General features: G+C 49.9%; 10 protein-coding genes. 6 read left to right on the forward strand and 4 right to left on the reverse strand.

The window, feature by feature from the left end; translation table 11 throughout:
• Positions 1-14: 14 nt before the first annotated feature.
• On the reverse strand, positions 15-1,310 hold the full coding sequence (locus H6570_15890) for a neutral/alkaline non-lysosomal ceramidase N-terminal domain-containing protein (GenBank protein ID MCB9320766.1): 1,296 nt from the start codon (positions 1,308-1,310) through the stop codon (positions 15-17).
• Between the two features lie 429 nt (positions 1,311-1,739).
• Here H6570_15890 and H6570_15895 point away from each other — a divergent pair, with 429 nt between their 5' ends.
• Complete coding sequence (locus H6570_15895; GenBank protein ID MCB9320767.1) at positions 1,740-2,300, forward strand: RNA polymerase sigma factor; 561 nt, start codon at positions 1,740-1,742, stop codon at positions 2,298-2,300.
• Positions 2,297-3,937, forward strand: a complete 1,641-nt coding sequence (locus tag H6570_15900; protein MCB9320768.1) for a hypothetical protein — start codon at positions 2,297-2,299, stop codon at positions 3,935-3,937. Before H6570_15895 ends, H6570_15900 begins: the two co-directional genes overlap by 4 nt.
• Positions 3,938-4,252: 315 nt before the next feature.
• Here H6570_15900 and H6570_15905 read toward each other — a convergent pair whose 3' ends face one another.
• The 3 genes from H6570_15905 to H6570_15915 are packed head-to-tail and all read right to left on the reverse strand — an operon-like array spanning position 4,253 to position 8,698.
• Positions 4,253-5,569 (reverse strand): amidohydrolase family protein, encoded by a 1,317-nt coding sequence (locus H6570_15905; GenBank protein ID MCB9320769.1) that lies wholly within the window; start codon positions 5,567-5,569, stop codon positions 4,253-4,255.
• An 11-nt stretch (positions 5,570-5,580) separates the two neighbouring features.
• Complete coding sequence (locus H6570_15910) at positions 5,581-6,933, reverse strand: amidohydrolase family protein (GenBank protein MCB9320770.1); 1,353 nt, start codon at positions 6,931-6,933, stop codon at positions 5,581-5,583.
• Positions 6,934-6,943: 10 nt separating this feature from the next.
• Positions 6,944-8,698: an amidohydrolase family protein gene (locus H6570_15915; protein ID MCB9320771.1), complete on the reverse strand. Its 1,755-nt coding sequence runs from the start codon at positions 8,696-8,698 to the stop codon at positions 6,944-6,946.
• Between the two features lie 81 nt (positions 8,699-8,779).
• On the opposite strand from H6570_15915, the gene H6570_15920 reads away from it, so the two are divergent.
• Genes H6570_15920 through H6570_15935 form a run of 4 tightly spaced genes read left to right on the forward strand, consistent with a single transcriptional unit; the run spans position 8,780 to position 15,256 of the window.
• A complete protein-coding gene (locus tag H6570_15920) occupies positions 8,780-10,711 on the forward strand; it encodes a tetratricopeptide repeat protein (GenBank protein ID MCB9320772.1) in 1,932 nt (643 codons plus the stop codon).
• A gap of 10 nt (positions 10,712-10,721) precedes the next feature.
• Entirely contained in the window at positions 10,722-13,616 is a 2,895-nt protein-coding gene (locus H6570_15925; protein ID MCB9320773.1) for a serine hydrolase, read from the forward strand.
• A 48-nt stretch (positions 13,617-13,664) separates the two neighbouring features.
• Entirely contained in the window at positions 13,665-14,879 is a 1,215-nt protein-coding gene (locus H6570_15930) for an ABC transporter permease (protein MCB9320774.1), read from the forward strand.
• A 23-nt stretch (positions 14,880-14,902) separates the two neighbouring features.
• Positions 14,903-15,256: a hypothetical protein gene (locus tag H6570_15935; protein MCB9320775.1), complete on the forward strand. Its 354-nt coding sequence runs from the start codon at positions 14,903-14,905 to the stop codon at positions 15,254-15,256.
• Positions 15,257-15,262: the final 6 nt, after the last annotated feature.

A 15,262-nucleotide genomic window follows, 5' to 3' on the forward strand; every position in this document is an offset into this window, starting at 1 on the left:
GGGTATGCAGAGGGTCATTCAGGACGGTGCAGACTTTCGTACATCATATCCAGCAAACCATTCACGATGGCATCTTCTGCGCACCCTGGTTTTAATTTGGATGACACGACTTCGAAAGTATATGTTCCGAAGGCGGCGTCATTGGGAATGTATCCGGATTTGGCATATCCATTGGTCAGGGTGAGCATCATGGTGTTTGCATAAGGCGACTCCTTCTTAAGGCGGGTCGCTATCGGGTTAAATACTTCTCCATTCACGGAGGTAATGGCGATATTTCCCAGTGTGATCAACCCCAGTTTTAAATCCACGGAGTCGGCATCTTCATAAACGCCAGGATACCCGGCTCTGCCCTCGTCAAGCCGATTGCGCCCGGGACAAGTCACCGTTTTTCTGCCAACAAAAACCGGTGAATCCGTTGATTTCCTGGTTATGCCACGCATGATATGCAAAACTTCCTCACCCAGAAACTGGCCCATAGAAAGGAGCATTTGTTTTTGCTGGCCCATGAGCTTGATGACTTTGGGATCGTTTCTGTCCAGGCCAAATCCTCCCGGAGGCATCTTATTGCTGATGTCAACACCTCTACTGGCAAATTCTTTGATCCGGATCTCCCGCAGATCATAAGTCTGCTGATAGTAGATGGGATTCTGATCACCGCATGCCCCGGTAGACCAGACCGCCACGACTGTGTCATCAAAATTGTCTTCCAGATACCTGGATGCTGCTCCGGGCACGTCGCCACTGACCATGTCAAACATACCGGAAATGACCCCATGTACGGCATAATTGTAGTACACGGCAATGGGTTTTCCCTGTAGTGTTTCAAAGGTTACAACGGCCACGGTTTTATCGGATGGACCATCGTAATTTGGTCCTTCCCACCACCGTCTGGTTTCCGGGTCAATGATGTTCCGATTTACATTGATGTAAGAAACCCCTTCCCCGTAACCGATCCTGGCTGGCTGCATGTTATCCATGGCCAACTGGACCGAGCGGACAATTTTTAATTCAAATTCCTCTCCCCGGATATCGAAAGGAACACTGTGGGTATGGGATGCTGTCAGCATAATATTGGAGGCAGGTATACCCGTCAGGTGTTCAATCCGTCCCAGAATCCGTTCGGCCATCATATCGTTGAATCCGCCGACATCCACCGTTACCAGCACAATCGTATCACGGGTACTCCGTACGACGATAGCCCGGGAATAAATCTGATCGTTGATGCCCAGATAAGATTCGGGTAGCTCTTCAGCGGCGGGGGTAAGATTTACTTTGGCTGCTCCGGCCCATAAGGCGGAGTGCTCATCCATCTCAGCATGAATTGATATTCCGGAGATCAGTAAAAGCAAGAAGCAAAGAATGGTTGTTCGTGTTGGTGTTATATCCTCCAAGATGCCAGTTTTTAGTGTTTTGGACCGGGTTGAAGCTTCTTTTAAAGTTACCAATTTCCGGACAATGGCTTGCATTCCTTAAAATGTCATCCATCATAATGTCCGGAACCCTTCGGGAAGTGCAATTTATCAAATGCACCAGACAACCGGAATGAGAGATAGGCCTGGCTGGCATTACGGCTGATGATGTATCGGGCACCAGTCCGGTAAGAAGATTCCATGGGGCAGTCGGTTAGCAGTATTGCCCGGTAAGCAGCTAAATAGCGCTTCCGGGCGTTTAATAGTACACGCCTGACCGGAAAGTATCTGCCATGAATATTTGGTAATTCGGGCTATATTTGAAATGAGATGGATGTTTCGATCGATCTGAAATACGAAGAGGAAGACTTCATCAAAGCCTGCGCCGACAAAGAAAGATGGGCTCAGCAGAAATTGTATGAAGATCACTATGGCACCATGATGGGTGTCTGTCTTCGCTATGCCAACAACGAAGATGAAGCATTGGACATCCTGCACGACGCATTCATCAAAATATTCCGCAGCATCGGCGATTACAAACCAGGGACTTCATTGCAAGCCTGGATGCGCCGGATCATGGTCAATACTTCGATCGACTATTACCGCAAACAGACGCGCAGAAGGACCGAAGATCTGGATAATGCTTTTGGGGTTCAGTCTTACGATCCGAATGCATTGAGTCTTTGTGCAGCAGAGGATATCATTGCCTGTATCCAGATGTTGACACCTGCGTACCGTTCGGTATTTAATTTGTATGTCATAGAGGGGTACTCGCATAAAGAAATTGCGGATATCCTGAACATTACCGAAAGTACCAGTCGATCTAACCTGGTCAAGGCAAGGATAAAACTGAAAGAATTGTTGAGTGAATATAAGCAGCCACCTTTATGAGTGACCAATCGTTCGACAAGATTATAAAAAACGCTTTACAGGATTATGGTAAGGCATCAAAGCCGGCAGACTGGGATCTTTTTTCCGAGCGCGTTGCCCGTGAGGTAGATTCAGATCCGGAGGATGCGTTTGATGCATTGATCCAGAGTAAGCTGACACACTATGAGGCGCCTTTTCAACCGGCACATTGGGAACAGTTCTCCCACCAGTTGGACGCATCGCTGCATGATCACTATGCCGAGGAGCTGGATCAGCATATCCAGTCTTCACTACGCAATTTTGAAGTGCCTTATGTTCCGGAGACCTGGTCCAGGCTGGAAGAAAAACTCATCGCCCGCCGCTATTACATCCGTCGTCTGTATCTGACCAAAGCCATGGAAGTGGCAGCACTGGTGTTGTTCCTCTTTACCTCCTACCGCTATTGGCCGGTATACCAGGATTTATTCCAGACCCGGGATGCGGAAATACCGGTGGTCTCATCGCCGATGATCCAGGAGCAGAATAATGAGATTCAGACCTTGAGAGATGCAGCAGCTACCGGACAGGAATTAGCAGATGCAGGTCAGGATGCATTAACCGGTACAGAAGGTATAGTCAACGCCCCAGTACCGGAGATATGGCCTACCGGCAACCGGGTATCCCCAGCGACACCTTCCCTGGAAGCATCTCAGCCCCGGGTGACCACACATGATTTTAATACAGTGGTAGAAGCCGAGTCACCTGACCTGAACCGGCCACGGACACTGCTGGACGGAACCAAGATTTTACCCACGGAAGAGCAACTTTTGCCCATCGAAAACCCTGCTCCTGATGCCCGGGTGGCCGATGCCCGTCCTCGCGACCCCATGGCCAGCTTTGCTGCGCTCCGTGAACCCACACTCAATAACTATGCGCAATCTTCAGAAAACGCCATACACCTGTCGGCCTATGAAAATGAGCGCAAACAGCGGGTACCTAAAAGGATAAGCATGTTCGGGACCATGGACATCAACCATGCCCTCCTTTCTGCCTTTAAACTCAATGACAAGGTCAACTTCAATGAAAAAGAAGTAACGAATCTGGGCCATGGCGCAGGGATAAGCATTGTCTTCGATTACGGTAAAGTAGAACTCGAAACCGGTGTTCAGTATAACAACATTCAGAATGACCCGAATACACAGGTTAAAGTGGGAACACCGACCATCGGCATTGAAGACTTTGACTATTACCTGATTGATTGGGATGTCATCAAACTGCCACTCAATGTAAACTACAAGCTTAAAGATGAAGGCCGGTTTCAGTACTATGCCAGTTTTGGAGTAGACCTGAATATCGTAGCAAACGCCACCTACTATTATTCGGCGCCTCCCATCACCGCTTTTCGGGTGCCTGATCCGAATGATGCCGCCGGACGTAATTCCCGCAATACCATCAACCGGGACATCCAGCAAATGCAGACCAGCCTGCTGGATAAACAGAAAAAGGATGCCTACTTTAATATCCACGTTGGCGCCGGTATGGAATACCTGCTCACAGATCGTCATCGGCTCTTCGTTGAGACAGCCTTCCAGCAGCCGATGCTGACTCCTTCCGTTATCAATGAAAAAGACCGCTTTAAGACAATCTCCTCGAAACTCGGAGCGAGGATGGATTTTTGAAAAACTCCCAATAACCCCGTGGCTTCAGCCCGGGGACTAGCATGGGGGTAAAAGGTAAAAAAGGTATCAGAAGTATCAGAGGCAAAACTCCCAATAACCCTGAGGCTTCAGCCTGGGGACTAGCATGGAGCATAGGGCACGGAGCATGGGGGTAAAAGGTAGGGTCGCATCCAAAGGCATAACACCCTATAACCCCGTGGCTTTAGCCCGGGGACTGGCATGGGGGTCTTCTCCATAACCCCACGTCAGTAACCCGGGGAAACAAAAAAGGCGGAATGTAAACATCCCGCCTTTCAAGGTTGATTATTCAACCGATTATTTTTTCAAGCCGGGTTGCCGGTCCAGAAACTCGTTGTAGAGTTGGATGTGACGGCTGTCGATCGGTACTTCCCATCCCTGAATAAAGACCTTTTCGATGTTGGTTTTAGTCTCGAATGGATCGCCATCGGTGACGATCAGATCGGCACGCTTGCCTTTTTCGATGGAACCGAGCTGGTCGGCGACACCGAAGATCTCAGCAGGATAGATAGTTACTGCTTTGAGTGCCTCCTCTTTACCCAGGCCATAGGCGGCGGCAAAGCCGGCATGGTATGGCAGGTTTCGCACATTCTCAGTCTGCATGGTGCGGATGGCGATTTTGACGCCAGCAGCCTTCAGCTTGCCCGGGTTGGCATAAGGCGCATCGTAGCGGTCGGATTGACGGGTAGGCAAGTCGATGACAGGCCCTACCAGTACCGGAACCCCGGCAGCGGCAATGCTGTCTGCTACCCTCCAGCCTTCCGATACACCACCCAGGATGGCTTTGACCTTTTTCTGCTTGATCCAGCGCAGAGCTGAAAGGATATCTTTGTCCTTGTTCACCTCGATCAGTACCGGAGCATCACCGTTCACGACCGGCATGAGTGCTTCCATGGCGGGATTGTAATCGGTCTTCCTCGGCTGGCCGCTCTTTTTAGCGGCAGCATCAAGCATGGCGAATTCTTTTGCCTGGTCCCAGTATCCATTCAGATCTTTCAGGGCCTTTTCTTCAGCCTTTTTCAGCTCTTCCGGGCTGCGACGGTCAAATCGGCCAAAACCTCCGGAGGAAGGCCAGTTCAGTACAACCACTTTAAAACCGGCATACATCTGGTCCGGGGTATATCCGTTGAGATCGATCAGTGCCGCTGTGCCGGGGAATCGCCCGCCCGAGGGCATGGTCAGCACCGTGGTTACTCCGTTGACCCGGGTGACAGGAATTGCCGCTGAGTTCGGGTTGACAGCCGTCAAGGCCTGCATTTCTGGGATCAGATCACCGATTTCATTGTAGTCCTCGGTGAGCGATACAGAACTAACTTCGGACAATCCCAGGTGAGTGCCGGCGTCGATCATACCGGGATAGATCTGCTTGCCGGTACAGTCGATAACCTGAGCGCCGGCAGGTGTTGCAATGCCGGTGCCCACGGCCTGGATCTTCCCATCCTGGATGATCACCGTGCCATCCTGAATGTCCCCTTTGGTAATGGTGTGTATGGTGGCGTGGGTTAAAGCAAAGGTGCCCTTCACGGCCTTGGACATCAATTGCGCCTGGACCGTACCCTGCAATAAGCATGCTGCCAGTAACAATCCAATCGATATGCTGTTTTTAAGTTTCATGCTGTCTGGAATTAACGGTTTTCAAATAGGTACTCAAATACACCATCCATGCAACGGTCTTCTTCGGTATACTGCGAGAAAGTTGGCAGGTTGTCCGGATCGATCGAAACACGGATATCGCTAGGATCCTTGTCGATGTCAAAATAGACGACACCATCGATGATGGTACGTACCGGAACCGCGTAGACTGACAGTGGATGATTGCGGAAGATCGCCACATCACCTTCTTTGCCTTCTTCGAGGCTGCCAATGCGATCGTCGACACCAAGCTGTTTCGCCGGGTTGATGGTGATCAAGGCAAGAGCTTCATCATCACTCAGGCCACCGTAGTGCTGGGTCTTCGCTGCCTCATGATAAAGGTGGCGGATCAGGTCCGGAGAGTCGGAATTGATGGAAGTGACGACGCCGTTACGGGTCAGGATAGCGGCATTGTATGCGGTGGAATAATAAACTTCAAATTTGTATGCCCACCAGTCGGCAAATACCGAAGCATAGGCGCCAAAATTAGCCAGCTCGGGAGCTACTTTGAAGCCCTCATTCACGTGCTGGAAGCAAATTTTCTTCACGCCGAAATCTTTGCAGACATTCATCAGCATGAGGATTTCATCCGCCCGGTAGGAATGACAATGGATCATGACTTTTCCGCTGAGGATGTCTGCCAGGGTTTCCAGGCGACGGTTGTATTCCGGGGCCAGTGCCCGCGGGTTTTTCATTTTATCCTTATTGTAAGCATCCCATTTCGCCTGGTAGGCCTGGGCTTCCGAGAAAGCACGGCGAATCACCTCCTCGACACCCATCCGGGTACGTGGGATGATGCCATTGCCTTCACCGTGCACACGCATCGGGTTTTCTCCCAGGGCGAATTTGATGGTCCGGGGGGCTCCATCCATACGCAGATCGTTGGGATTGGTGCTGCCAAACCGGTGTTTGATGGTTTCGCACTGACCGCCGATCACGTTCGCTGATCCGTGCATGGCATGTGAGGTGGTGGTTCCACCGGCCAGAGCGCGGTAAATGGATACGTCCATCGGATCGAGTGCATCACCTACCCAGACATCAGCGGTTACCGGATTTGTCGCTTCGTTGACGACATCGATGCCGATGTGTGAATGGGCGTCAATGATCCCCGGCATGACGTAAAGGCCGGTTGCATCGATGACTTCCACCCCTTTCGGTGCGGAGATGTTTTTACCGATTTTTTTGATGATGCCATCGACGATGAGCACATCGGAGTTGAGTAGAGTACCTTTCGTTACCGTCAGTACCGTTCCATTTTTTATCAGGAGACTTCCTTTTGCAGTCTGGCTCCACGAGAGGGTGATGCTGGCCGTAAGAAGGAAAATCAAAGCATATATCTGTTTCATGAATCTTTGTTTAGTTTGGTTTGCTAATGCGTTTTCCCTTCACCTTGAAGGTCCCGTAGGAGCCGACCATCACCTGACCGTCCAGGCTGTCTCCATCTAGGTTCAGTTCGTATTGCAGGTTCATGCTGTTTCCTCCCATGTTGTAATCCATATCAAAAGTCATGACCGTACCCGCTACCGTTACATTGTTGAGCGGCTGTGTACCATCACCGGCGGAAGAATTGGAGATTTCCCCTTTGATGTCGCGCCCGTCCATCGAGAAGGTCATTTTACCCTCAACCGATTGATTCGGAACATCGATGGTGTACTCCCAGGTACCCAATGCATTCTTTTGAGCTGAGGCGTCATTGCTTCCCGGCTTTGGTTTTGGTTTCGATTCAAATTCGAATTTGGCGCCATCCACAAAAACGTAGCGCACTTCGGATTTTTCATCAAAGTAAGGCCCGGTGCTCACCAGCAGATTGGCAATTTTGCCTTTCTCAAGGGTGCCGAGCTGACGATCCAGCTTCAGCAGTTTTGCCGGTTCCGTGGTCAAAGAAGCCAGTGCTTGTTCTTCGGTGAGACCGGCTTTGATCATCCGGTTCAGATTGGCTTTGATCTCAGAGTTACGTGCACCTTTGGAGCCAAAGCTAAATGGGATGCCAGCCTGGATCAGAGTGGCTGCTTGTTTCTCCCGTTTTTCGACTTCTGCTTTTTGCTTTGCTTTCAGCATAGCGGTCTCCGGATCATCGGGTTTGTCCGTTTTCTCCATCGACGGCTTTTCCTTCTTATCTCCGCCCTTTTCCATTCCGCCGCGATCTTTCTTTTCGTCGCTCTTCTTTTCGTCATCCATTTTCTTGGGGAGGTCCAGGGACAGTATCAACGGTACCTGACTCGATTTGATGACATCGGTAAAGAGATATCCTTCTTTGACATCAGCCAATACAATGTTGAATCCGAGGTCTTTCTGTACGTCCATAGCCCGGTACATCGATAAGACGTCGGGTGTTTCGAAGATGACCGGCACTTCTTTTTTGATGACCGGGTACATGGCCTTGGTTGCTGCATCATAACTTGGCCGGGGCAAGCCAGTAGGGTCTTCGGCATACATGGTCTCGTGATGCATGGCGGTTTCTGCATTCTTGTAAAAGTCGCGCCATTTGGACATCACGGCAATGGTTGTACCCGGGTAACGCCGGTTCTCTGCGCCACGGAATTGCGTGTACAATCCGCTGTTTGCTTTCAGGACCATTTCATTGGCCTGGGTGCCTTGTAGTTCTACGGCTGCACTCATGCCAGGGATCATACGTCCTTCCGGTACGATATTCAGGGTCGTAAAGCCCAGTTTGCGCATGTTGGCAAGATCGGCGGAGGAGGGATCCAGTTGACTGGCCACAGTGATCTCCGGTGTTACACCGGATTTCGTATTCGTCAACGGACTATTATCCGGTGGCGAAGCGGTACGTCCGCGACCGCGACCGCCCTGTTCTTCTTCCTGCTTTTTAATACCAGCATCGCTCAGGGCGTCGATAAAACCGGCATAAATATACATGGAGTCCGCATCAATGATCTGGGCGTCCACGGGTATGGTAACTTGGTTACCTACCGCTTCGATGACGCCGTCGCGTACGATTATCGTCGCGTCTTTCAAAAGCATGCCCGGTTTCGGTACGATGAAGGCATGCGTAACCGCATAAACGCGGTTTAAGGGTTGGAGATCGTCTGCCTGAGCCTGCACCATCAGGTTCAGTGCCAAGCAGTAAATCCCGATAATCCACTTTTTCATAATTTTATCCAGGATTTTAATGAGGTCGGAAAATACTATATTTTCAAAGATTGCAAGTTTAGAACGGATCTATTTTAGCCTATGACCGCAAAAGTTAAAGTAAAACCTGTACATCCCTGGTTTTTATCCGGATGGGCTAAGTGGTCAATCTTTCTTTTTGGAGTGGCACTCTACCTGCAGACGTTAACTTACGATTATACCCTGGACGATGCCATTGTCATTTATGAAAACCAGTACACAACGTCGGGATTCAAAGGCATCGGAGGAATCCTGGGTCATGACACGTTTTATGGCTTTTTCAAGGAGGCAGGGAAATCCCAATTGGTTTCCGGAGGTCGCTACCGTCCGCTTTCGCTGATCCTGTTTGCCATCGAATGGCAATTATTTGGCCGGTCGCCGGGTTCCGGGCATGCTCTGAACCTATTACTGTATGGTCTGCTCTGCCTGATGGTTTACCTGGCAATGGAACGCCTATTGGCACCAACGGTCCAGCCGCGCATCCGCTATCCAGCCGCCTGGATCACCGCCATTCTGTTTGCCGCCCATCCGGTGCATACCGAAGCGGTAGCCAATATCAAGGGTATGGATGAGATCCTGGCACTCCTGGGATGCCTATTCGCCCTATACCTGGCCTTTAAGCAGATACCCGGGCATCGGAATGTCCTCTTTGCCGGGCTGGTCTTTTTACTAGGCATGCTGGCGAAGGAAAATGCCATTACCTGGGTGGTTGTCGTTCCTCTGGCGTACCTGTTATTAGGCAACCAGCGCTTGATGAACAGCATCCGGTTTTCCTGGCCCTGGCTTGCAGCAGCAGCTTTGTATCTGATCATACGGCAATCGGTGCTTGAATCCGGAGACGGGCAGCCGGTGATGGAACTCATGAACAATCCATTTCTGAAGTGGAACGGGTCCGGCTATGTACCGATGAGCCTCTCGGAAAGTCTGGGTACAACCGGAGTGACCTGGTTGCAATACCTGAGGTTAATGGTATTTCCACATCCGCTGACCCATGATTATTATCCCCGCCAGATTGCCATCCATACCATGACATCACCGGCTGCACTAGCCGGATGGCTGCTATACCTGGCCATGGCCGCAGGAACGATCTATTTTTGGAAAAGGCAAAAAGTGGTCAGTTTTGGCCTCGCCTACTATTTAGTTACCTTCTCCATCGTCAGCAATCTGGTTATTCCGATCGGTACCAATATGTCCGAGCGATTTTTATTCATGCCTGGCCTGGGACTATTGCTCATCGCCGGCTATTATTGGGCTGTCTGGATAGCAGAGAGCAGTTCCCGTATGCCCTGGGTCTTTTTTGGCCTGCTGGTACTGGCCTTCAGCATGAAGACCGTGGTTCGCAATACGGCCTGGAAAGATAATTTCACCCTCTTTAAAACCGATATAGCGGTTTCGTCCAACAGCGCCAAACTAAACAATGCATTGGGTGGAGAATTGAGTGTCCAGGCAGCAAAACTGACTGACGAGACCAGGCGCAACGAGATGCTCAATCAGGCCATTCCATTGTTACAGAAAGCGCTGGAAATCCATCCTACCTATCGCAATGCTTTGTTATTATTGGGAAATACTTATTTTTACCTCGCACGCTATGAAGATGCCATTGCCAGCTATCAAAAAGCACTGGCAATCAGCCCCGGATACCGGGAAGCAGAGGACAATCTTCAGCTGGCGTTCCGGGAGGGAGGAAAATATTTTGGTGAAAAAGCCAACGACATCCCAAAAGCCCTTTCGTATCTTCAACAAGCTTACACGTTAAAACCAAAAGACTATGAGACGTTGCGTCTACTGGGAGTAGCCTATGGCCTATCTGGTAAGACAAACGAAGCTGTTATTTATTTCCAAAAAGCGCTGGAAGAAAAACCAGAAGACACGGAAGCGATGTTTAATTACGGGACAGCCCTGTTAAATGCCGGCCAAACCGAAGTAGGAAATCAATACATTCAAAAAGCAATCGAAAAAAATCCAGAAATAAAGAAACGCTATGATATGGAATAGGAAAACCAAGATGCTTACCGGGATCTTTATGTTCCTATCCGTTTTGCTCTTCGGGCAGGATGCCGCTATGGAGCAATGGGTAAATGCCAGGTATGCCCAGATGAGTGAGACCGAGCGGCTGGGTCAGTTGTTTATGATCCGCGCACATTCCAATTTGGGTCCGGATCATGTCAAATCAGTCGAAGACCAGATCCGCAAATATCAGGTTGGTGGCCTTTGCTTTTTCCAGGGCGATGCTCCGAAACAGGCAGCCCTCACCAATCAATACCAGGGTATGTCCAAGGTGCCGATGTTCATCAGTATGGATGCCGAATGGGGCCTGGGTATGCGTTTCAAGGAAAAAGCCATCAGTTTTCCGCATCAGCTTACTCTAGGGGCGATCCAGGAAAACTGGCTCATCTACGACATGGGTAAGGAAATTGCCAAAGAGATGTTGCGCATCGGTGCCCAGGTCAACTTTGCCCCGGTGGTGGATGTCAATAACAATGCTGCCAACCCGGTGATCAATGACCGGTCCTTCGGGGAAGACCGTTATAACGTAGCTACGAAAGGATACATGTACATGAAAGGTATGCAGGATGCAGGCATGCTGGCATGTGCCAAACATTTTCCAGGACATGGTGATACGGATGTGGATTCGCACCAGGACCTGCCGGTCATCCGGCATTCTATGCAGCACCTGGACAGTATTGAACTGTATCCGTTCAAATCACTGATCCAGCATGGTGTCGGCGGTGTGATGGTTGCCCATTTGTCCGTTCCTGCCATTGACCCGCGACCAAACGTACCGACCACGTTATCCCATGCAGCTATAACCGGGTTATTAAAGGACAAATTGCATTTCAAGGGACTGGTATTTACCGATGCCCTGGAGATGAAGGGAGTCACCAAATACTACCAACCGGGTGAAGTAGCCGTAGAAGCCTTCCTGGCCGGCGATGATATGCTCGTTTTACCGGAAAACATGGAAGAAGCCATGCAGGCGTTCCGGGACGCCTTGGCCAGCGGCAAGATAACCTGGGCCATGATAGAAGCACGTGTCAAACACCTGCTGGAAGCCAAATACCAGTTGGGTATGACGGAATACAAGCCCATAGATCTTAAAAACATCGATGAAGATATCAACAACAATCAGGCACTGGCTCTGAAGCAACGGTTGTATGAAAATGCCATTACGCTGGTCAGCAATGCCCAGCAACGTATCCCGGTTCAGGATATCGCCGACCTGCAGGTAGCCACCGTTGCGATCGGCAGCAATACCCGGACACCCTTTCAGAAAAGAGTAGAAGATTATGTGATCTCCACCCATTTCCAGGCAGATTTTGACCTCATAGGGAGTAAATCTGCTGAGTTCATGAAAGGCTTGGAGGGCAAGGACCTGGTGATCATCAGCCTGGTCGGGATGAGTAAATACAAGAAAGATCAATTCGGAATTTCAGATGAGGCTCTTTCATTTATCGAGCAGGTACGGACCAAATACCCGGTCATCCTGACCGTCTTTGGCAATCCTTACAGCCTCGAATATTTCACCAGGATACCCAATCTGATTTGCGCTTACGAAGACGATCCCATCGCACAGGATGTGACTGCTCAGGCCCTGTTCGGTGCGCTGCCATTCAAAGGCAGATTGCCGGTCACAGCCGGAAAATCGTTTCCCTACAGTACGGGTATCGAAACGGCAAGCCTGGAGCGGCTGGGTTATGCCCTGCCTGAACGGGTCGGCATGTGTTCCGACTCCCTGCGTATGGTTGATGCACTGGTATCCCACCTGATACGTCAGCACGCCGCACCCGGCTGTCAGGTCCTGATCGCCAAGGATAACAAGATCATTTACGAAAAAGCCTTTGGCAAACACACCTATGACCAGGGCCCTAATGTCCAGCTTACAGATCTTTATGACGTAGCCTCCATTACCAAAGTGGCAGCGACCACTATGGCTGTCATGAAACTCTATGAACTGGGAGAAATTCACCTTAATGAAACGCTGGCAGAGGCGCTGCCCGAGCTGAAGGAAACGAATAAATCGGACATGAAGATCGAAGAAGTTATGGCTCACCATAGCGGACTGATCGGCTGGATCCCATTTTACCGGCAGACGACCATTGGAAGCAAGAAATCGGCCAAACCGGATCCACAATTTTACCGGAACACTGCTTCACGCGTATATAGCGTGCCGGTAGCTCAGGACCTGTACATGAAAGAAAGTTATGAAGATTCCATCTGGCAAAAGATTTACGATTCGGACCTGAGATCCACTAAGAACTACCGCTATTCCGATCTGGGGTTTTATCTGATGGCAAAAGTCGTCCAGCGAACTTCCCAGGTGCCTCTGGACAAGTTTGTTGATTCTTTGTTTTATCATCCGATGGGATTACGGCACACCGCTTTCAATCCTTACCGGGTATTCCTGAAGAAGCAGATCGTTCCGACCGAAGAAGACCACTATTTCCGCAATCAAATGGTCCAGGGCTATGTCCAGGATCTGGGAGCTGCAATGCTGGGTGGCGTCAGTGGTCATGCCGGATTATTTACCAATGCGGAAGATCTGGCCTCAATAATGCAGATGTTGCTCAATGGAGGCACCTACGGGGGTAAAAAATATTTAAAGGAGGAAACCATCAAGCGTTTTACCACCAGATTTACCGGATCCTCTCGGCGCGGCATCGGATTTGACATGAAAGAGCTGGATATCCACAAACCCGCAAACATGGCATCCAAGGCCAGCTATGCTACGTTTGGCCATACAGGCTTTACCGGCACCTGCGTGTGGGCAGACCCGGAGTTGAACCTCATCTTTGTTTTCCTTTCCAACCGGACCTACCCCAACTCAAACGTCAACCTGCTCAACCGAGAAAATTACCGCGAGCGCATCCATGAAGTCATCTATGGGGCCATTGATCATTAAGTACTTCAAAGGGCTATCCACTGATCGGTAATTGATTAGTTTAGTGCCATGAATCTGGCTTTCCATATTGCCAAGAGGTACCTGGTCGGGAAAAGGACGACCCAAGCGATCAACCTGATAACCGGGATATCGATGATCGGCATTACGGTCGGCACCTGTGCTCTGATTCTTATCCTCAGCGTTTTTAATGGATTTCAGGGACTTATATACCAATTGTTCAATTCATTCAACCCGGACCTCAAGGTAACTCCGGTCAACGGCAAAATATTTGTTCCGGATCCGGACACGCTGGCTACCATACGATCAATGGATGGCGTCCTCTATGTTTCGGAAACATTGGAGGAAACCGCCTTGTTTGAATATAAAAAAGCTTCCGATGCCGGCATGCTCAAAGGTGTGGATACCTTCTATCACCATGTGACGCTCATTGACTCGGTACTGATCCAGGGCGTGGACCGACTGAACGACACCATGGGCAATTATGCCATTCTCGGATCCGGGATGGAATCAGCTATCGGTGCCAATATCCAGGACGCATTCAATCCCATCACGGTGTACATGCCCCGCAAAACGCGATCATCGCTGGACCGCTCCTTTGAGACCAAGTTCATTTATCCGTCCGGGATATTTTCATTACAGCAGGATTACGACAAAGAGCTCGTCATCGCTCCTTTGCCACTGGTTCGTGGATTATTGGGTTTTAACCAGGAGGTATCATCCCTGGAAATACGACTGGATCCCCGGGTGAACCCTCAGGAAACCCAAATCCGGATCGAGACATTGCTGGGAGGACGTTTCCGGGTACAGAATAAACTGGAACAGCAGTCATCATTTCTCCGGCTCATGAATATTGAGAAATGGGTTGCATTTGCCATTCTTTCCCTGGCCATGTTGCTGGTAGTGGTCAATTTGATCGGTGCCTTATGGATGATCGTGCTGGATAAGAAACAGGATATAGCCCAGTTGAAGGCGATGGGAGCTCCCAGCCGGCTGATACGCGATATCTTTTTATACCTCGGGTTCCTGCTTGGTGGTATCGGGTTGCTTGTAGGATTCATTCTGGCACTCATCATCTATGGCCTGCAGATTCGCTACAAGTTGCTGTCCATGGGAGAGGGATTTATCGTTGATGCCTATCCCATTAAGATCATGGCTATTGATTTCATAGCCACGACAGTGATCGTAATGGTGGTGGTGGGGCTGGCCTCTATTCTTCCGGCTCTACGGGCGGATAAGGTAGGAGCCTATCTTCGCGAAGAGTGATATATTTGCCGAAATTTTCACTGATGGAAGATTGGGAATTGGATTTTAGATGGTTGCGGCTCCGGCATTTTGTGAAGGACCGTTTTAAAAAGAATGAACTTCCTGATCTCAATGCGTTGTTGTTCCTAATTGGAATTCAGGAACTTGGTCAGCTCAGGACCAAATTCACCAAAGAAGAGAAACAGGATTTGATGCATATTGCAGTATGCAGGTTGCTCAGCACCGACGGATATTATACCTTTGACGGGCTCGATACGGAAGGGTGGCCACATTGGGTGCGAACCAAACAACTTCCTTATCAGGGAGTAGCTGAACAGGCTGCGTATCTCAAGGAAAAGGTTATCAGCTATTTTGCAGACATTTTTGAAGAAGAATAATCAGAA

It is taken from the genome of Lewinellaceae bacterium (assembly GCA_020636135.1).
GTDB lineage: Bacteria > Bacteroidota > Bacteroidia > Chitinophagales > Saprospiraceae > JAGQXC01.